23 protein-coding genes are annotated in these 18,948 nt (G+C 29.0%); 17 read left to right on the forward strand and 6 right to left on the reverse strand.

Going from position 1 to position 18,948, the window contains the following annotated elements:
• Positions 1-225 precede the first annotated feature (225 nt).
• Positions 226-1,170, reverse strand: a complete 945-nt coding sequence (locus DR024_RS04985) for a magnesium transporter CorA family protein (RefSeq protein WP_027099150.1) — start codon at positions 1,168-1,170, stop codon at positions 226-228.
• A gap of 269 nt (positions 1,171-1,439) precedes the next feature.
• Between DR024_RS04985 and DR024_RS04990 the strand changes: the two genes are divergently transcribed.
• On the forward strand, positions 1,440-1,928 hold the full coding sequence (locus DR024_RS04990; protein WP_051196026.1) for a hypothetical protein: 489 nt from the start codon (positions 1,440-1,442) through the stop codon (positions 1,926-1,928).
• A 247-nt stretch (positions 1,929-2,175) separates the two neighbouring features.
• On the opposite strand, the gene DR024_RS04995 is transcribed toward DR024_RS04990, so the two are convergent.
• The gene (locus tag DR024_RS04995) at positions 2,176-3,339 is read right to left on the reverse strand and encodes a zinc-binding metallopeptidase family protein (RefSeq protein ID WP_055185211.1); all 1,164 of its coding nucleotides are present in this window, start codon (positions 3,337-3,339) and stop codon (positions 2,176-2,178) included.
• A 184-nt stretch (positions 3,340-3,523) separates the two neighbouring features.
• Between DR024_RS04995 and tmk the strand changes: the two genes are divergently transcribed.
• From tmk to DR024_RS05025, 6 genes are all read left to right on the forward strand, one after another.
• On the forward strand, positions 3,524-4,150 hold the full coding sequence (tmk, locus tag DR024_RS05000) for a dTMP kinase (RefSeq protein WP_027099147.1): 627 nt from the start codon (positions 3,524-3,526) through the stop codon (positions 4,148-4,150).
• A gap of 82 nt (positions 4,151-4,232) precedes the next feature.
• Positions 4,233-4,562, forward strand: coding sequence for a cyclic-di-AMP receptor (locus tag DR024_RS05005; protein ID WP_027099146.1), 330 nt, complete (start codon positions 4,233-4,235; stop codon positions 4,560-4,562).
• A 20-nt stretch (positions 4,563-4,582) separates the two neighbouring features.
• Positions 4,583-5,512: a DNA polymerase III subunit delta' gene (locus DR024_RS05010; RefSeq protein ID WP_055185209.1), complete on the forward strand. Its 930-nt coding sequence runs from the start codon at positions 4,583-4,585 to the stop codon at positions 5,510-5,512.
• A 2-nt stretch (positions 5,513-5,514) separates the two neighbouring features.
• Positions 5,515-6,420 (forward strand): PSP1 domain-containing protein, encoded by a 906-nt coding sequence (locus DR024_RS05015; protein ID WP_027099144.1) that lies wholly within the window; start codon positions 5,515-5,517, stop codon positions 6,418-6,420.
• A gap of 12 nt (positions 6,421-6,432) precedes the next feature.
• Complete coding sequence (locus DR024_RS05020; protein WP_027099143.1) at positions 6,433-6,639, forward strand: heavy-metal-associated domain-containing protein; 207 nt, start codon at positions 6,433-6,435, stop codon at positions 6,637-6,639.
• Positions 6,640-6,735: 96 nt separating this feature from the next.
• Positions 6,736-6,906: a DUF362 domain-containing protein gene (locus DR024_RS05025; protein ID WP_027099142.1), complete on the forward strand. Its 171-nt coding sequence runs from the start codon at positions 6,736-6,738 to the stop codon at positions 6,904-6,906.
• A 41-nt stretch (positions 6,907-6,947) separates the two neighbouring features.
• On the opposite strand, the gene DR024_RS05030 is transcribed toward DR024_RS05025, so the two are convergent.
• The gene (locus DR024_RS05030) at positions 6,948-7,607 is read right to left on the reverse strand and encodes an MBL fold metallo-hydrolase (protein WP_051196025.1); all 660 of its coding nucleotides are present in this window, start codon (positions 7,605-7,607) and stop codon (positions 6,948-6,950) included.
• A 155-nt stretch (positions 7,608-7,762) separates the two neighbouring features.
• Here DR024_RS05030 and DR024_RS05035 point away from each other — a divergent pair, with 155 nt between their 5' ends.
• From DR024_RS05035 to DR024_RS05060, 6 genes are all read left to right on the forward strand, one after another.
• Positions 7,763-8,218: a CtsR family transcriptional regulator gene (locus tag DR024_RS05035; RefSeq protein WP_027099141.1), complete on the forward strand. Its 456-nt coding sequence runs from the start codon at positions 7,763-7,765 to the stop codon at positions 8,216-8,218.
• Positions 8,219-8,229: 11 nt separating this feature from the next.
• On the forward strand, positions 8,230-8,772 hold the full coding sequence (locus DR024_RS05040) for a UvrB/UvrC motif-containing protein (protein WP_027099140.1): 543 nt from the start codon (positions 8,230-8,232) through the stop codon (positions 8,770-8,772).
• Positions 8,753-9,754, forward strand: coding sequence for an ATP--guanido phosphotransferase (locus DR024_RS05045; RefSeq protein WP_111918284.1), 1,002 nt, complete (start codon positions 8,753-8,755; stop codon positions 9,752-9,754). Before DR024_RS05040 ends, DR024_RS05045 begins: the two co-directional genes overlap by 20 nt.
• A gap of 21 nt (positions 9,755-9,775) precedes the next feature.
• Positions 9,776-12,220: an ATP-dependent Clp protease ATP-binding subunit gene (locus DR024_RS05050; RefSeq protein WP_027099138.1), complete on the forward strand. Its 2,445-nt coding sequence runs from the start codon at positions 9,776-9,778 to the stop codon at positions 12,218-12,220.
• A 148-nt stretch (positions 12,221-12,368) separates the two neighbouring features.
• Positions 12,369-13,307, forward strand: coding sequence for a thioredoxin-disulfide reductase (gene trxB, locus DR024_RS05055; RefSeq protein ID WP_027099137.1), 939 nt, complete (start codon positions 12,369-12,371; stop codon positions 13,305-13,307).
• A gap of 2 nt (positions 13,308-13,309) precedes the next feature.
• Positions 13,310-13,537, forward strand: coding sequence for a glutaredoxin domain-containing protein (locus tag DR024_RS05060; RefSeq protein WP_111918286.1), 228 nt, complete (start codon positions 13,310-13,312; stop codon positions 13,535-13,537).
• A gap of 139 nt (positions 13,538-13,676) precedes the next feature.
• On the opposite strand, the gene DR024_RS05065 is transcribed toward DR024_RS05060, so the two are convergent.
• Both DR024_RS05065 and DR024_RS17645 read right to left on the reverse strand, forming a co-directional pair.
• Positions 13,677-13,904 (reverse strand): glutaredoxin family protein, encoded by a 228-nt coding sequence (locus tag DR024_RS05065; RefSeq protein ID WP_027099135.1) that lies wholly within the window; start codon positions 13,902-13,904, stop codon positions 13,677-13,679.
• Between the two features lie 125 nt (positions 13,905-14,029).
• Positions 14,030-14,197 (reverse strand): hypothetical protein, encoded by a 168-nt coding sequence (locus DR024_RS17645; RefSeq protein WP_172458922.1) that lies wholly within the window; start codon positions 14,195-14,197, stop codon positions 14,030-14,032.
• Positions 14,198-14,326: 129 nt separating this feature from the next.
• On the opposite strand from DR024_RS17645, the gene DR024_RS05070 reads away from it, so the two are divergent.
• The 4 genes from DR024_RS05070 to disA all read left to right on the forward strand — a co-directional run bounded on the left by DR024_RS05070 (position 14,327) and on the right by disA (position 18,443).
• Entirely contained in the window at positions 14,327-15,049 is a 723-nt protein-coding gene (locus DR024_RS05070; protein ID WP_027099134.1) for a GntR family transcriptional regulator, read from the forward strand.
• The gene (gene nagB, locus DR024_RS05075) at positions 15,046-15,774 is read left to right on the forward strand and encodes a glucosamine-6-phosphate deaminase (protein ID WP_027099133.1); all 729 of its coding nucleotides are present in this window, start codon (positions 15,046-15,048) and stop codon (positions 15,772-15,774) included. Before DR024_RS05070 ends, nagB begins: the two co-directional genes overlap by 4 nt.
• Before the next feature lie 221 nt (positions 15,775-15,995).
• Positions 15,996-17,363 (forward strand): DNA repair protein RadA, encoded by a 1,368-nt coding sequence (radA, locus tag DR024_RS05080; protein ID WP_027099132.1) that lies wholly within the window; start codon positions 15,996-15,998, stop codon positions 17,361-17,363.
• Positions 17,364-17,378: 15 nt separating this feature from the next.
• Complete coding sequence (gene disA, locus DR024_RS05085) at positions 17,379-18,443, forward strand: DNA integrity scanning diadenylate cyclase DisA (protein ID WP_027099131.1); 1,065 nt, start codon at positions 17,379-17,381, stop codon at positions 18,441-18,443.
• Positions 18,444-18,498: 55 nt separating this feature from the next.
• Here the strand turns inward: disA and DR024_RS05090 are convergent, their stop codons facing one another.
• Positions 18,499-18,891 (reverse strand): nucleoside triphosphate pyrophosphohydrolase family protein, encoded by a 393-nt coding sequence (locus DR024_RS05090; RefSeq protein WP_027099130.1) that lies wholly within the window; start codon positions 18,889-18,891, stop codon positions 18,499-18,501.
• Between the last annotated feature and the right edge of the window lie 57 nt (positions 18,892-18,948).

Below are 18,948 nucleotides of genomic sequence, written 5' to 3' on the forward strand. Positions count from 1 at the left end.
CTTATTATATAGGTGAGGAGCTAGTTTTATCTTGAAGCCTAATTCTTTAAATTCACAGAGTTTCTTATCAATTTTATCTTTATTTTCAGGTGAAGCAGGAGCAATAATTCCAATTGTAGATGCTGAAGTAAGCTTTTTACCTTTTAACATAAAAACCTCCAAAAAAAGAGAGCAGTAATGCTCTCTTTTGTTTTTATTATATTTTATGCTTTAAGTATAAATGTGTTAACTGAACATATCTTTTTTATATAATATAAATGCTACTAATCCACAAATGCTAAATGTTATCCCCATAACTAACAAGAATGCGTATGGTTCATGTTGAAAAGGTAAGTCGACATTCATACCATATATACCAGACATTATGGTTGGTATGGCCATCAATATAGTAACAGAGGCCAAAACTTTCATTACTATATTAAGGTTATTAGAAATAACCGAAGCAAAGAAGTCCATAGTACTTGCTAATATGTTACTATATATTTCTGTCATTTCTATAGCCTGTTTATTTTCAATTATAACATCCTCTAATACATCTTTGTCTTCAGAATACTTTTGCATTACTTCAACTTTAAGCAGCTTTTCTAAAGTTATTTCATTAGCTTTTAAGGATGTAGAGAAGTAAACCAGTGATTTTTCTAGAGAATGTAATTGTATAAGCTCCCTATTCTTCATAGATTTATGAAGTCTCTTTTCAATCATTAAACTTTTTTTATCTATTTGTCTTAGATATAAAAGATAATATGTAGATATTCTATTTAATATCTGTAATATAAATCTTGACTTTTTAAAAGTAAAGAATGATTTTATTTTACCGTTTATAAAATCAGTAAGAACTTTACTATTCTTCAAACACACTGTTATAAGAAAACTTTCTGTATGTATAATAGCTAGAGGATATGTATCATACGTTAGTGAGTTATCTTCCATTTCTGTAAAGGGAATATCTACTATAACTATCATATTACCATCTTCTATATCAATTCTTGAAGTTTCTTCATCATCTAATGGCGCCTTTAAGAATTGTATAGGTACGCCAGTTTTCTTAGATATAAGAAGTAGTTCTTCGTCAGAAGGTGCAACCACATTTATCCAACATCCAGTTTCAATATTATCTAGCAGAGTAAGAGAAGAATTATTTTCGCTGGAACTTTTATATATCTGAATCATATTAAAGACCTCCTATTTTATACACGTTTATTATACTATTTTATAAATAATAATTAAAGTAAAAGGATAAAAAGGTTATTATTTTAAAAAGAGTAATAAAGTACAGTAAAATAGACATTTACTATGATATTAGTTAATAAATCCGATAAAGAAGGAAATATGGAAGATTAATATAGATTATTAAATAATTTGGATATGGATTAATTTAATAAAGCTATGTATAATCACAATTATCGTCTTAGAATTACTATTATCTGGGGGAAAGTATTATGATGCATAAAGAAGTAGTTGAGCGAAAAAAAACACATGTTATCGCTTTAATACTGTTATTAATTACTTGTGTGTTATACATTGTAGAAGGAATACAAGCATTAAGAATTGAGAACTCATTTGTTTTAAAAGTATGTGAATTTATATTATTATTATTTACAATTATTTTTATAATATTAGAGTATCTTAGTTGTAAGATTGCTTATAAGTATTCATTAATAGCGGACAAGCTAATTATTAATAAAATATATTATGGAAATGAAACTAATTTAGAAAGCATTAAACTATCAGATATTCTTTATCTAGGTAAGAAGAAGGACATACCAAAGAAATATAGATTAAAATGCACAGGAAAGTATACTTGTGAATTGTTTGGAAATGATAAAGTTTATTGCGTATATAAGAAAGAGAATAAAGTAGGTATATTTAATTTTGAGCCAAGTGAAGATTTTATAAGAAGAATAACAAAATATAAAAAGGCAGTTTAAAATAGAGCAAGACAAAGTCTTGCTCTATTTTTATGTGCGCCTAGCATGGCCGTACACTAATTGGAATATGCAAATATAATAAAAGGCCACTGGAAAATATCCGGTAGCCTAATTCTAAGTAAATTACTTTATATAAATATCTAGAATCAATAGGATTTGTTAGTCTTACACAAACATATCAAATGAAACATTAATTTCTAGTGGCCCAACGGTACGTATGGTGGTGTGAGAGGACGCTAAAAAATAATTATTTAGCTCCTACTCCATTATAGAATTCTTGTTTTATTTCCTGAAGAAGATCTTCACGTTCAATTAAATCTAATGCTGTACATGCTAATGAAGCACATGCCTTATGTATCTGTTCAAAACCATATTCAGATATTGTGCAATCGGCAAAATCAGTTGACCCATACTTAATATTTTCATCATCTTTTATAGATATATAAGGGTGAATTGTAGGTACCTTTTTACTAACAGCCCCAATGCTGAGTCCTGCATAAACATCAATAGGTGAACCTATATTTATAATCCCATTTTCTTTTAAATTGTGAGTAAATATTCTTGAAAGAGTTTTGTTTGTTACAAGTTCTTCGTTATATGATTCATATAATGAAATCTTATTTGGTATATGGGTTAAGTTAGAAACATATCTTACTATTTCACGTAGTTTGTTTTCTGCAAGTTCAGCCATTTCAAATTCCTTTGCACGAATATAGAATTTAGCTTCAGATTCCAAAGGAGTTAGCAAAGGAGTATATCCGCCCTTTGATAGTATGTAATTAACTTCCACATCCTTAGGAAAACCCTTAAGTAAGAAGTTAAGAATATTAAAGGTTAACAATATACAATCTAGTGAAGTATATTCATCTTTACTTAGAAAGCTTAATCCGCTATTTCCAATAAATTTTATGTTAAGAGGAATAATTGCTGATGAAGTACCACTTTCAGCAGTGGTATTATAAGGATGACATTCCATAACTACATCTATATCATCAAAAACTCCTTGCTTTACTAGAGTAAGTTTAGTTCCGCCTAAATATTCTCCAGGGCATCCTATAATAATGATTGTACCATTAGTTTGCTTTATTATTTCCCCTACGGAAATAGATGCACCAATAGATATTGCAGCTAATGCATTGTGTCCTGTTATATGTCCTTTCTCTTTAATAGCATCATATTCACAAAGAAAGCATATCTTAGGATATCCACTTCCCTTACTAGCATAGAATGAATTTGGAATATCTAAGTAGTTCTTTTGAATATTAAAGTTATATTTTTTTAACACTTCGCAAATATATGAGGATGATTTTTCTTCTTTATAGCTTTCTTCAGGATTTTTATATAAATACTCACATATATTCTTTACATCATTGAAGTTTTTAGTTAGAAATGATATGATTTCTTGTTTCATAATAAAACCTCCTAATTATATATTATTTATATTAGTTTTATCTCAATATAGAAAAAATATTATGAAAGTAAGATGAATATATAATAGCTTAAGAGGATAATATTGGATTATAATACTTTTGAATTTATTGTAAGAGATGATATAATAACATTACTAATATCGATAACGAAAGAGGTTATTAATAATGAAAAAAGGATTATTTATTGTATTTGAAGGTGGAGAAGGATCTGGTAAAAGTACAATATTAGAAAAAATATATAATTGGCTACTTGAAGAGAATAAGAATGTAGTAAAAACTAGGGAACCAGGAGGCATTAAAATTTCTGAGCAGATAAGAGAGATAATATTAAGCTCAGAAAATGAAGAAATGGATGGTAAGACAGAAGCTTTACTTTTTGCTGCTGCAAGAAGACAACATTTAGTGGAGAAAGTAATACCAGCGTTAATAGAAGGAAAGATAGTTTTATGTGATAGGTTTATAGATTCTTCACTAGCCTACCAAGGATATGCAAGAGGATATGGAATAGAAGAAATATATAAAATAAATTCCTTTGCTATAGGTGAATATATGCCAGACTTATCTATACTGTTTGATATAGAACCTTCTACAGGATTGGATAGAATAAAAAAGAACTCTAGTAGGGAAGTAAATAGATTAGATAAAGAGAGAGTAGAATTTCATAATAAAGTTAGAGAAGGATATCATGAAGTATTAAAAATAAACGATAAAATGATAAAAATTGATGCATCTAAATCAATTGAAGAAGTATTTGAGGATGTTAAAGAAATAATATTAAAACATATAGGGTAAAAAATTGTTTTTATGTAAAATAGAATTGAGTTTATGATAAAATATAAATATATAGGGAATTGAAGTTTAGGAGGGATGTATTATGAAAATGGTCATTGCTATTGTACAAGATGATGATGCTTTAGATTTAATTGATACACTTACAGAGAAAAAGTTTGGAGTAACAAAACTTGCGACAACAGGTGGGTTCTTAAAGTCAGGAAATACAACATTAATGATAGGTGTAGAGAAAGAACGTGTAGATGAAGTTATAGGCTTAATAAAGGATGTTTGTCAAAAGAGAACAGAGGTTGTAGCTTCACCATCTCCATTAACAGGAGGAGCGGGTGTTTATATGCAATATCCAATAGAAGTTGAAGTTGGAGGAGCAACATTATTCGTAATTGATGTTGATCAATTTTTAAGAGTGTAGATTATAAAAGAGGTGATTTTGTGGAAGAATTTATTGGATTTAATGACATAATAGAAGGATTTAACAAACGTGTAGATAAAGGTACTCTTTCACATGCTCACCTTATTGTTGGACCAGACGGGATAGGTAAAAGTATTTTAGCTAGGAAATTTGCTTTGAAAATATTAAATAAAGAGATAGATAAAGATTATATAGATATAATTCATTATAGAGCTAAGAAAGCTTCATTTGGAGTAGATGATGTAAGAGGAATTATTGAAGAGATAATGAAAAGGCCATATGAAGGAGATAAAAAGGTTGTTATTATACATGAAGGAAATAAGCTTACTGTTCAAGCACAAAATGCTTTGCTAAAAACAATTGAGGAGCCTCCAAAAGGAGTATACATAATATTATTAACTGATAGTATAGAGTTAATGTTGGATACTATAAAATCTAGATGTCAAATATATAAATTAACACCTTTAAGCAAGGATGAGGTTAATAGATATATTAGTAGGTTAGGAAATTTTGATGAAAATAAGGTTTTATCTGCTATAGCATATGGTGAGGGAATTCCAGGAAGAGCAGAAAGAATATTAAATGATGAAAAGCTTAATTTATTAAGAAATTGTATTATAGATTTGTTAACTGATATTGATAGTAGAAGTAATAATATAGTTTTAAATTATGAAAAAAGACTTGATTCTTTTAAAGATAGCAAAGAAGAAGTTTTAAATATATTAGAATCACTTATTAGGGATATTATAGTATATAAAGAACTACAAGATAAAAAAATGATAATGAACATTGATAAGTTAGAATATATTGATAGGTTTTCTAGTAATAAGTCGTATAAAAAGTTAAGTGCAATGTTAGAGAAGATTAGAGAAGCAAGAATAAATATAAGGAATAATGGAAATTATTCAATGGTCATAAGTGTAATGCTTATGGGACTTTCGGAGGGTTAATAATGATAAAAGTAGTAGGAGTAAGGTTCAAAAAAGCAGGGAAAATATATTATTTTGGACCTAATGAATTAAATATAAATAAGGGAGACTATGTAGTTGTTGAAACAGCAAGAGGTGTTGAATTTGGCGAATGCGTAATAGGGATTAAAGAGATAAAAGAAGAGGATGTAATTCCACCTCTAAAAAGTGTATTAAGGATAGCTGACGAAAATGATATAGCTAAGCATAAAGAAAATAAAGATAAAGAAGAAGAAGCTCTAAATATATGTATTTCTAAAATAGAAGAACATGGATTAAAAATGAAGCTAATAGATGTAGAATATACATTTGATAATAATAAGGTGATTTTCTATTTTACAGCAGATGGAAGAGTAGACTTTAGAGAATTAGTTAAGGATTTAGCAACAATATTTAAAACTAGAATTGAACTTAGACAAATTGGTGTAAGAGATGAAGCTAAAATGTTAGGTGGCTTAGGGCCTTGTGGCAGACCAATGTGTTGTTCTTCGTTTTTAGGAGACTTTACTTCTGTTTCAATAAAGATGGCAAAAGAACAGAATTTATCTTTAAATCCTACAAAGATATCAGGAATATGTGGTAGATTAATGTGTTGTTTAAATTATGAACAAAGCACATATGAGGATATTAGAAAGAGATTACCTAAGGTTGGTTCTGTGGTTCAAACTGAAGATGGCAAGGGCGAAGTTGTTAGTAATAATACAGTTAAAGAAGCTGTTAAGGTTAAATTAAGAAAAGGCGATGAAGAGGTAATAGAAGAATTTAAGATAGAAAATATAGCTTTGATTTCAGGTAGTTATGAAGATTCTGTAGATGAAAAAGAAATTAAGTTAGAAATTGAATCAGAAGAAGATAAAAGTCTTATTAAAGATTTAATTAATGAAAAATAGGGGGATTTCTATATGAAATCAGTTATTAAGATTTATGATATGAATAAATCATCTGATGCTATGAATATTCAAGGTGCTATAGCAAGTAATGAAGGAGTTATAGCATGTGAAGTTTCTTTGGATAAAAAAGAAATTCAATTAATATATAATGAAAGTTTTGTTACATTAGATAAGATTATTGAATCTATTGAAATTCTAGGATATATGGTAGTAAGTTAGATAGAAGTTAATTTTATTTAAATTACTTTTAAATGTTATGGAAACATGTTAAAATGTATATGGTGTAATTACCATAAATATTAGGAGGTGTTTTTCATGGCATACGTTATTAATGATTCATGTGTAAACTGCGGAGCTTGCGCTGCAGAATGTCCAGTTGAGGCTATAAGCCAAGGAGATACTCAATTCGTTATAGATGCAGATACTTGTATCGATTGCGGAAACTGCGCAAATGTTTGTCCAGTAGGAGCACCAAACGCAGAATAATTTATACTTAAAAGATCGTCATTTTATGACGATCTTTTTTCTTATATAGTATTTATGTAATTAGAGCTATCTTTGATTATTAATGTATTTAATGATGAGGAGCTATCTAATGTATTAGTATCAATACAGTCTTTATCTATTATAGTTATTTTTTTAGAATTAATAAAAAAATCTTTAGGACTATCTAAGAACTTTGTACAATTGGAGTTTCTATAATACATTGGAATAATATACTTTGGTTTAATTATATCTATTATGTCTAAAGCTTGAGGACTATTAATTGTAAAGTGTCCACCTATAGGTATAAATAATATGTCTATGTCTGATAAAGTGGATATAAGGTCAATTGAAAGATTATGGCCAATATGACCTAGATGACATAGTTTAATTCCTTCAATTTCTGTAGAGTAAATAATATTTTCACCTCTTTTTATCCCATATAGATTATCATGATATCCTTGGTATCCAGTAACTAAAATATCGTAAAATTTATATACACCCAAAGTATTGACTGTATTGCAATTTTTTAATATTGGTATAGAACTTTTATCTATATTAAGATAATTATGACTTAATGTAATTATACTTGGGTTTAGGCTAGATATTTTATTTATTGTAAGATTTAAAGGATCTAATAGAACCCTTCTACCATTTGAGACTTGAATTAAGAAACAAGATTCTCCTAGCCATCTTATAATCATACAAAAACCTCCTAAATATTTATAAGTATATTATGTGGAATTTTATAAAAACTAAACTAAGAAGTAATATTATGGCTTGATAATAATATGAATTAATATTATTATTAAAATATAGGTCAAAGTAAGTCAAAAACAACGTTTAAGAAGGTGATATTATGGCAAGACTTTCAGATATAATTGAAAGCTTTATTAAAGAAATGCTAAATGAGAATGGTGGCGATCAAGTTCAAATACAAAGAAATGAATTGGCTGATCAATTTAGATGTGCACCATCACAAATTAACTATGTATTAACTACACGATTTACCTCTGATAAAGGTTATGTTATAGAAAGTAGAAGAGGTGGCGGTGGTCATATTATAATAAAACAATTAACTTATGATGGAACAGAACAAAGAAGTAGATTAATATATGATGCTATAGGTTCATCAATTACATACCATAATGCATTATCAATAATAGAAAATTTATATGAATTAGATATAATTACAGAAAGAGAAAAAGAAATTATGAAGATTGCTATTAATGATAGATCTTTAATTTCTATAGAAGAGAAGAATAAATCTAGAGCAGATATTCTTAAAGGGATGGTTATGGTCATATTATCATAGGGGTGGTATTTATGTTGTGTGAGAAGTGTAATAAGAGAGTGGCAACAATACATTTAATAAAATTAATCAATGGAGAGAAGTCTGAAGTAAGACTTTGCGAAAGTTGTGCTAAAGAAATTTCTGATATTTCTTTAGTTGGTTCATTAGGAAGCATAGATGAAATTTCTATTCCCAATATTTTAGGTGGTTTTTTTGAATCCATTGATAAAAATAAACCAAATAAAATAGAAGTTATATGTAAAAAGTGTGGATTGACGTATTCTCAATTTAAAGCTAGTGGACAATTAGGTTGCGATGAATGTTATCAAAGTTTTTCTAGTTATTTAAGACCTATGTTTAAAAGAATACAAGGGGATTTAGAGCACATAGGAAAGGTTCCAAAACGTTCAGGTGTTAAGCTTGTTGAGAAAAAGAAGTATGTTAATTTAAAAAAGGAACTACAAAAAGCTATTTTAGAAGAAGAGTATGAGAGAGCTGCAGTCTTAAGAGATAAGATAAAAGATATAGAAAATAGTAGGACAGAGGTGGGCAAAGATGAGAAATTGGATTTATAGTAAGGCCCAAAATGATGATTTAATATTGTGTAGTAAACTTTCCTTAGCTAGAAATTTAGAAGGAATTTTATTTACAGATAAACTAGAGGTGGAGGATGCTAAAAAGAATGTAGATAAATTATCTAATGTTATATTTAGCAAACTAGATGATGAAGAGTTAAAAATAATAAAGTTTTGGGATAATCATATTGATTATATAAAGTCATATGAGGCAAAACTTTTAGTAACTAAGGAATTAGTTAAGAGAAAAGATAGAGCAGCCTTAATTATTAATAAAGAAGAAACAATTAGCATAATGATTAATGAGGTAGATCATTTAAATATACAATGTACTACGGAAGGAATGAATTTAAAAGAAGTATATGAAGTTGCTAATAAGATTGATGATTTAATAGAAGAATATATAACATATTCTTTTCACGAAGATTTTGGGTATTTAACAGCTACTCCTAGTAAAGTTGGTACTGGGATGAAAGCATCAGTAATACTACACTTACCTGCATTGTCAATGAGTGAAGAAATTACTAATATTTCAAAGGGGTTAAGTCAGGTAGGAATGACTATAAATCCAGTATATTCAGATGGTAATATATATGAGGTTTCAAATAGAATATCTTTAGGCATAACTGAAGATGAGATAATTAATAATCTGGAGGGAGTAGTTGAAAATATTATACAAGAAGAGATTAAGTTTAGGGATATAGTAATTAATAAATGTAAAGATGAATTAGAGGATAAGATATTTAGATCCTATGGAATATTAAAAAATGCTAAGTTAATGTCTTATAAAGAACTAGTAGAATTATTATCATATTTAAGGTTAGGAGTAGAGACGTATGTCCTAGACTTAAATAAAGATATCTTGAACAAGCTTCTAGTTTATACAAGTGATGAGGCTATACAAAATAAATTAGGTAAATCATTGACTAATAAAGAGAAAAAAGCTGAAAGAGCTGTATTGATAAAAGAATTATTAAAGTAATTATGGTAGGAGGTGTTGTAAATGTCATATGGGAAATTTACAGAAAGAGCTCAATTAGTAATAATGGGAGCACAAAAAGAGTCTCAAAAATTTAAGCATGGGTATATAGGAACTGAACACATATTGATAGGAATTATGGCTGAAAAGGGATACTCTAGTGAGTTGTTAGAAAAGTATGGTGTAGAAATAGAAGAAATAAGGAATATGCTAGAGGAATACTTAGGTTATGGAGACTCACTTATGCCAAAAGGCGAGTTATTACTAACTCCAAGGACTAAAAGATTATTTGATGAAAGTATTATAGAAGCAAGGAAATTAAATCATAAATATGTTAGCCCAGAACATCTTCTATTGGCATTGATAAATGAGGAAGAAGGAGTGGCGTATACCATATTATGCCAATTAAGACTAAATTTTAAAGAGATAAAAAGCGATCTGATTCTGTTTTTGTCAGGAAAAGAAGATGAAGAATTGAATGATGATGAAAATGAGAGTAGTAAAAAGAAAGATACTCCAATGTTAGATCAATATGGTCATGATTTAACTGAAATGGCAAAGGATGATAATCTTGATCCTGTTATAGGAAGAGAGCAAGAAAATCAAAGAGTTCTAGAAATACTATGTAGAAGGATAAAAAATAATCCATGTCTTATTGGTGAACCTGGAGTAGGTAAAACAGCTGTAGTTGAAGGATTAGCCCAAAGAATTGTTAATGGTAATATTCCAGAAATTCTTAGGAATAAAAGAATTATTAGTTTAGACTTAAGTGCTATGGTTGCAGGTGCTAAATATAGAGGTGAATTTGAAGATAGATTAAAAAAAGTTATGGAAGAAATAAAAAATAATCCAGATATCATCATATTTATTGATGAAATTCATACTATAATCGGTGCTGGAGGGGCAGAAGGTGCAATAGATGCATCAAATATATTAAAACCTGCCTTATCTAGAGGAGCAATTCAGTGTATAGGTGCTACCACCATTGATGAATATAGAAAACATATTGAAAAGGATACAGCTTTAGAGAGAAGATTTCAACCCATTATAGTAGGTGAACCTACAAAGGAAGAAACTCTTGAAATATTAAAGGGGTTAAGGGATAAGTATGAATCACATCATAGAGTGAAAATAACAGATGATGCTTTACATGCTGCTGTAGATTTAGCTGATAGATATATAACTGATAGATTTATGCCTGATAAAGCTATTGACTTAATTGATGAAGCTGCGGCTAAAATCAGAATAGAGAGTTTAGTTGCTCCGCCCAATTTAAAAGAAATTGAAGAGGAAATAGAAACAGTAGTAAAGGAAAAGGAAGAATCTATTAGAATACAAGACTTTGAAAAAGCTGCAAGATTAAGAGATGATGAAAAGAAACTTAAAGATGAGTTAAGTGAAATAAAGAAAGAATGGACTACCAATAACCAAGTTAATTCTCTTACAGTAAGTGAAGAAAATATAGCTAATGTAGTATCATCTTGGACTAAAATCCCAGTAGAAAAGTTAACTGAGAAAGAAAGCGATAAACTACTTAGAATGGAAGAAATTTTAAAGAAGAGAGTTGTAGGACAGGAAGAAGCGGTAAGGGCTGTAGCAAGAGCAGTAAGAAGAGCTAGAGTTGGTTTAAGAGATACTAAAAGACCAATAGGTAGTTTTATATTCTTAGGACCAACAGGGGTTGGAAAAACAGAACTATGTAAAGCCTTAGCAGAAGCTATGTTTGCAGATGAAAATAGCATAATTAGAATTGATATGTCTGAATATATGGAAAAACATTCAGTATCAAGACTTATAGGGTCACCTCCAGGGTATGTTGGATATGATGAAGGGGGACAGCTAACTGAAGCAGTTAGAAGAAGACCATATTCGGTTGTGCTTTTAGATGAGATAGAAAAAGCTCATCCAGATGTATTTAATGTGCTTCTTCAAATTATGGAAGATGGAAGACTTACTGATGGTAAAGGAAAGTTGGTTAACTTTAAGAATACAATAATAATAATGACATCTAATGTGGGGGCTCATACAATAAAGAAACAAAAAACTGTGGGATTTAGTGTAAATGATAGAAAAGAAACTGAATATGAAAAGATGAAAGAAAATATAATGGGAGAATTGAAAGAGAAATTCAAACCAGAGTTTTTAAATAGAATAGATGACACTATTGTATTTAAAAAGTTAGATGATGAAGATATGAAATCTATCATAGATTTAATGTTGAATTCTATTATTGAGAGACTTAAAAATAATAAAATTTACCTTAGATTAAGTGACGAATGCAAAGATTTCTTAGTTACCAAAGGATCTGACACTAATTATGGAGCTAGACCTTTAAGAAGAGTTATAACTAAAGAGGTAGAAGACAAATTAAGTGAAGAATTACTAACAGGAAATATAAAAATAGGAGATACAGTATTAGTTTCGGTAGAAGATAATAAGCTTAAATTTAAAGAACTACAAGAAAGTTAGGATATAAAATAAGCCTGCAAGCACATAATATTATTAGGATTTGCTTATGGGCTTATTTTTATATAATGTTAATTAATAATTATTATTGAATATTTCATAGATTGTGATATAATAAATATATACCCCCATAGGGTAAAGGAGTGATTGCATGAATAAAGATATAAAAGATATAGATTTAGTAATCTTGGGTGGAGGACCTGCAGGTTTAACTGCTGGAATTTATGCTTCAAGAGCTAAGTTAAATATGATAATACTTGAAAATTCTATCTTAGGAGGTCAAGTTAGAAATAGTTATACTATAGAAAATTATCCTGGATTTAAAAATGTAGAAGGAAGCATGTTAGCGGATATAATGCAAGAACAAGCAGAGGAACTTGGAGCGGTAATTGATGAGTTTGATCCAGTAGAGGATGTAAGACTTGATGGTGAATATAAACTTGTAGAAACTGAAAGCTATATTTACAAAGCAAAAAGTTTAATAATTGCAACAGGAGCTTCACCTAGAAAGTTACCTATTCCTAATGAAGGGAAATTTGCAGGCAAAGGAATTCATTATTGTGCTGTTTGTGATGGTGCAATGTATGAAGGAAAAGTTGTTGGTGTAGTAGGAGGAGGTAATTCTGCCTTAGAAGAAGCTATCTTTTTAACTAGATTTGCCAAGAAGGTATATCTTATTAGAAGATATGATTATTTTAGAGGAGAAAAGTCTTTATTAGATCAAGTTGAAAAGAATGAAAAAATAGAGATTCTATACAATGAAGATTTGGTAAATGTAGAAGGAACAAACTTTGTAGAAAAGGCTATAATAAAAAATACACTTACTAGAGAGGAAAAATCTATAGATATAGATGGTGTATTTGGCTATATTGGAACTGAGCCTAAAACAGATATGTTCGGTAAATACATTAACCTAACTAAGAATGGTTATATTATTACAGATGAAAATATGAACACTAATATACCTGGTGTATATGCAGCAGGGGATGTTAGAGAAAAGTTATATAGACAAATAACAACAGCAGTAGCTGATGGTACTATTGCAGCACTAGAGGCTGAAAAATTTATAATATCAAATAGGAGTGAATAAAAATGATAAAAATATATTCAACATCATGGTGTCCAGCTTGCGTAAAAGCTAAAAAGTATCTAGGTTTAAAAGGATTAGCATTTAGTGAGATAAATGTTGCAGATGCTCATGAAGATAGAGAAGAGGTATTTAAGGTTTCAGGTCAAAGAACTGTACCAGTATTAGATATTAATGGAGAAATAATTGTTGGATTTGATAAGAGTGCAATAGATACGGCTATCAATAAGTAGCCTATAGGATAGTATTAAAAGATATTTATAAAGGTATATTTTAATAATGGATATTTAAAAATACTATAAAAAACACCTAGAATGAATTGTTACCTGTATATTTACAGGAGCGTATCATAATGGGTGTTTTTTTATTAGTTTATTTAGTTAAAGCTGTATCTATAGCTGGTTTATCAAAACCAATTACAACAGTTCCATTTATGTCTAAAACAGGTACTCCCATTTGTCTGGATTTTTGAACCATTTCTTGTCTAGCATCCATATCTTCAGCTACGTTAAGTTCTTCAAAAGCTATATTTTTTGATTTTAAATAATTCTTAGCCTTTACGCACCAAGGGCAAGAATCTGTAGTATATACTTTAATCATTATATAATCCTCCTAATAAAAATTAATGGTTATTAATATTAATTTTAGTTTATAACTAAATATAGAAATTTTCAACAATAACTCTTATGTAATATATAATATGAAAAGATTATATGTTTTGTTATTTATTTTATTATATTTTCATTACTTAAATTAGAATTTAATATATGATTATTTATTTCATCATTAGATTGCTGTGATGAAAAAATGTCAGTAATATTAATTTTAGAGTTATCTTTTAAAATATTTTTTCCGGTAATATTTATATTATTTAATGTATTTTCAGTAAGCATAGAATCATCTCCTTAAATTGTTTATAATTAGTATTTGTAAGATGATAGATTTCTATGCTAATTCTTAATGTATAGTGGTCTAGACAAGTTAATTTTGGTTTGATATAATTATTGAGGAGGAAGTTAAGTATGATAGATAAAAGCAGTCCTATTCCTGTATATTATCAATTGAAAGAAGACATTCTAAAGAAGATAAGAGAAGGTGTTTGGAAGGTTGGTCAATGTATAGATAGCGAAAGGGAACTTTCTGAAAACTATGGTGTTAGTAGAATGACAATTAGGCAAGCTTTAGGAGAACTAGTTCAAGAAGGTATATTAGTAAGAGAAAAAGGAAAGGGCACTTTTGTTTGTGAGCCGAAAGTCAAGCAGAAAGATATGATGAGTTTCTCTGAAATAATTAAAAGAACTGGTAGGACTCTAGAAACTAAGGTTATTGAATTTAATAAAATACCTACTCCAGAAGATTTGACAGATACTTTTTCTTTTGAGGAAGTTTATAAGATAAATAGAAATAGAATAGTTGACGGTGAATGTATAGCCAATGAGGTTGTATATATACCTTCAGACTATTGTGGATTTATAAATGAAGAGAAGTTAAAAGGATCTTTATATAAGATATTAGAGGAGTTTGGATACTCTGTGGAATATTCGGAATCATCTATAAAAGCAGTTATAATGGATGAAACTAATAAAAAGATTTTTGGAGTGGATGAGCAAGTACCATTACTTCAGATAATTGGTAAAACTATAAATAGCGATGGAAAGGTACTTTTTGTAGAAGAGGCTACCTATAGATCAGATAAATATATTTTAGAAGTAAATATTTTAAGACGAGAGGGGAAATTAAAGTGAAAGTAATAATAGCTAAAGATTATGATGAAATGAGCAGATTAGCAGCGGAAGAAATGGCAAAGGTAGTAGAAGTTAAACCAAATGCTGTTTTAGGATTAGCTACAGGTGGAACTCCAGTAGGAATGTACAAAGAGTTAATAAAGATGAACAAAGATGGAAAAATTGATTTTTCTAATGTAACAACTGTAAACTTAGATGAATATGTAGGACTTGCTGGAGATCATCCACAAAGTTATAGATATTTCATGAATGATAACTTATTCAATCATATAAATATAGATAAGAGTAGAACTTTTGTACCTAATGGACTAGCTGAGGATATAGCTGAAGAAGGAAGAAACTATGATAAAAAAATAGATGAGTTAGGTGGAACTGATATTCAATTATTAGGTATTGGTAACAATGGACATATAGCATTTAATGAACCAGATCAAGATTTGGTTGCAGGAACTCATTTAACTGGATTAACTCAAAGTACAATAGAAGCAAATGCAAGATTCTTTGATTCTATTGATGAAGTTCCAAAGACAGCTATAACTATGGGACTTGGACAAATAATGAAAGCTAAAAAGATTCTTTTAGTTGCTAGCGGTGAAAGTAAGGCAGAAGCGATTAAAGGTGTATTAAGTGGTAAGATTACAACTTCAAATCCTGCAACTATGTTACAAATGCATAGAGATGTAGTTGTTATAATTGATGAAGCTGCAGCTAAGCTTGTAAAGTAATAAAGTTGGTAATAATAGAAGGTGAGATAAAAATATCTCACCTTTTCTTTTGGTTGGACGATAAATAAATGTAAAAAAATAAATTTGAATTGTAAATTATATTTTAAAATTATGATATTATTATATAGTTAGGAACGAAGATTAAAAATATATAAAGATAACAATATATAAATATAACAATATATAAAGTTGAGTTTTGAATATGGAAAGGAGGAGAGCGTATGGCTAAAATAAAAACTATTTTTACATGTCAAGAGTGTGGTTATGAATCACCAAGGTGGCTTGGAAAATGTCCTTCTTGCAATCAATGGAATACTTTTGTTGAGGAATTAAAAGATAACAATACCATAATAAAAGAAAAAATAAGTAAAAGTATATTGCCAGAAAATATGCCAAAGAGTATAGGGGAAATAAAGTCTGGAGAAAAAGAAAGATTTAAAACAAATCTAAAAGAACTTGATAGAGTACTTGGAGGAGGATTAGTAAAAGGATCTTTAACTTTAATTTCAGGGGACCCTGGAATAGGAAAGTCCACGTTACTATTACAAACAGCTAATAATATAGCGTCTAAGTACGGAAAAGTTTTATATGTATCTGGTGAAGAATCAGAAGAGCAAATTAAAATTCGTGGGGATAGGTTAGGGGTAACTGCTAAAGATTTATTTATAGTTTCCGAAACTAATTTAGATACAATTGATGCATACATAGAAAATATACAACCAGTGTTTGTTATAATAGATTCTATTCAAACTATTTATAAAGAGGGGGTAACATCTGCGCCAGGAAGTGTATCTCAGGTAAAGGAATGCTCAAATGAATTGATGAGAATAGGTAAAGGAAAAAATATACCTTTATTTATTGTTGCACATGTTACAAAACAAGGAGCTCTTGCAGGTCCAAGGGTATTAGAACATATGGTAGATACAGTTTTATACTTTGAAGGTGAAAGAACTGAAGAGTTTAGAATATTAAGAACCATAAAGAATCGTTTTGGAACAACTAGTGAAATTGGTGTTTTTGAAATGAGAGGGGAAGGTTTAGTTGAAATATACGATCCTTCAAAGATGTTTTTAGAGGATACAAACTTTAATCAAGAAGGTTCAGTTGTTATTGGTATAATGGAAGGAACCAGACCAATACTAGTAGAGATTCAAGCATTAGTTACTCAAACTAACGCTCCAATGCCAAGGAGAACTGGTGTTGGAATAGATAATCAAAGATTGAGTTTGATTCTTGCAGTTTTAGAAAAGAAGTTAAGAATACCTTTTTATAATCAAGATGTATATGTAAATGTTGTTGGTGGTTTAAACATAGATGGAACTACAGCTGATTTAGGTTTAGCATTAGCCTTATTATCTAGTGTAAAGAATAAAGGTATATCTTTACCTAAGGTAGCTATAATTGGAGAAGTTGGATTAACAGGAGAAATAAGACCTATAAACTCAATTGATAGATTAGTAAATGAAGCAGAAAAAATGGGGTTTGAATATGCTATAATACCTTTTAGAAATAAAGATAGAATTAGCAATGAATCAATTAAGGTTATAGGTGTAAGTAATTTAAGAGAAGCTATTGGAAAAGTTTTTTAAAAAGTGGGTGAGTGTATGAGGTTAGAGAAAGATTTAGAAATAAAAAAGATATTAGAGTTAATGTGCCCAGGAACTGCATTAAGGGAAGGGTTAGAAAACATATTAAGGGCTAAGACTGGTGGATTAGTAGTATTAGGTGATAGTGAAGATATAATGAGCATAGTAGATGGCGGATTTTATATTAATTCTGAATACACTCCAGCTTATGTATATGAATTAGCTAAAATGGATGGGGCTATAGTAATTAGTGGAGATTTAAAGAAGATAGTTTGTGCAAATGCTCAACTAGTACCTTCATCAACAATTCCTACCTACGAAACAGGTACTAGACATAGAACAGCAGATAGAGTAGCAAAGCAAACTGGAAGGGTAGTTATTGCTATTTCTCAACGTAGAAATATAATTACAGTATACAAAGGTGATATTAAGTATGTATTAAGAGAAAGTAGTATTATATTAGCAAGGGCTAACCAGGCTGTTCAAACTCTTGAAAAATATGTTGCTGTTTTAGATAGAGTAATTAATAATTTAAATTTATTAGAGTTTCAAGATTTAACAACTTTATTTGATGTGGTTACAGCTATTCAAAGAACTGAAATGGTTATGAGAATAGTAGAAGAAATAGATATATATATATTGGAGTTAGGGAACGAAGGTAGACTTATATCTATGCAATTAAATGAGTTAGTAAGACATATAGAGAGAGATGGAATTCTATTAATAAGAGATTACTTTAAGAAAGATGATACTGTTGATAATATATATAAAGATATACAAAAGTTATCTCAAGAGGAATTGCTAGACTTAGAAGTAATATCTAGAGTATTAGGATATTCAGGAGAATCTTTAGTTGATACATTAGTTTCTCCAAAAGGATATAGAATATTAAGTAAGGTGCCTAGAATTCCTTCAAATGTTATAGAAAACTTAATTAAGCATTTTGATAGATTTAATCAAATAATAGATGCTGATATAGAAGAATTAGATCAAGTAGAAGGAATTGGAGAAGCAAGAGCAAGAGCGATAAGAAATGGATTAAAGAGGATAAACGAACAGGTTTATTTAAATAAAGAATTATAAATTAAAACTGTGTCTATAATATATAAGACACAGTTTTTTATTCTACAGAAAGATTTTATCTAAATGTAAACTTACCTAGTGTGTTAATTCTATCATGTTCCTTTAATAGGACATCATAAAGATTAATGCCAAGGTCATTGCATAAAGATGTTAGATAAAAAAGATTATTTCCCATTTCTCTCTCAATAATTTCACGACAGTTGTCACATAAATCACCTTTAATATGTGTATCAAGTAATTCGCTTATATCTTCTATCGAATCATCAGGAAGATGTTGCTTCTTTGCATTAATAGTAAGACATCCACAATTTGTAACAGATTTTGCAATAGCTCTGTTTACCCTAGAACATGACTCAGAGTATTTAGTAATTAAATCTAAAATACTTTTGTGTCTTAATAAAGAATCGTTAACAGAGTTTTGAAAATCATCAAATATTATATCCTTCATGTATCTCACTCCTTTGTGTTTTTAAAGGTGTTACTTTAAAATAATTATAGTTATAAA

Origin of the sequence: Clostridium paraputrificum (assembly GCF_900447045.1) — a bacterium.
GTDB lineage: Bacteria > Bacillota > Clostridia > Clostridiales > Clostridiaceae > Clostridium > Clostridium paraputrificum.